General features: G+C 73.0%; 1 protein-coding gene. It reads left to right on the plus strand.

What is annotated here, in order from left to right:
• Positions 1-560, plus strand: a 560-nt coding sequence (locus tag FZ029_RS32810; protein WP_149274389.1) for an aldehyde dehydrogenase family protein, incomplete at both ends; no start/stop codon positions are given.

Below are 560 nucleotides of genomic sequence, written 5' to 3' on the forward strand. Positions count from 1 at the left end.
GTGGTCAAGGGCCATGGCGCCCATCCCGGCACCTCGGAACTGGTCGGCCGCGCCATCCAGGCGGCGGTCGCCTCCTGCGGCTTGCCCGAGGGCGTCTTCTCGCTGCTGTTCGGCACCGGCAACGAGGTCGGCACGGCGCTGGTCGCCGATCCGCGCATCAAGGCGGTGGGCTTCACCGGCTCGCGCCGCGGCGGGTTGGCGCTGATGGAGGTGGCGTCCCGGCGGCCGGAGCCGATCCCGGTCTATGCCGAGATGAGCAGCATCAACCCGGTCTTCCTGATGCCGGCGGCGCTGGCGTCCCGCGCCGACGCGCTGGGCAAGGCGTTCGTCGCCTCGCTGACCATGGGAGCGGGGCAGTTCTGCACCAACCCCGGCATCCTGCTGGCGGTGGAGGGGCCGGACCTCGACCGCTTCGTCGATGCTGCGGTTGCGGCCCTCGGCGGCAGCGCGGCGTCCACCATGCTGACGCCGGGCATCCATGCCGCCTATGACGCCGGCGTCGCCAAGCTGGCCGGCAGCGGCGACGTGACAACACTGGCGCGCGGTCTGGCCTGCAGCGG

It is taken from the genome of Azospirillum sp. Sh1 (genome assembly GCF_008365135.1).
In the GTDB taxonomy this organism is placed as follows: Bacteria; Pseudomonadota; Alphaproteobacteria; order Azospirillales; family Azospirillaceae; genus Azospirillum; species Azospirillum oryzae.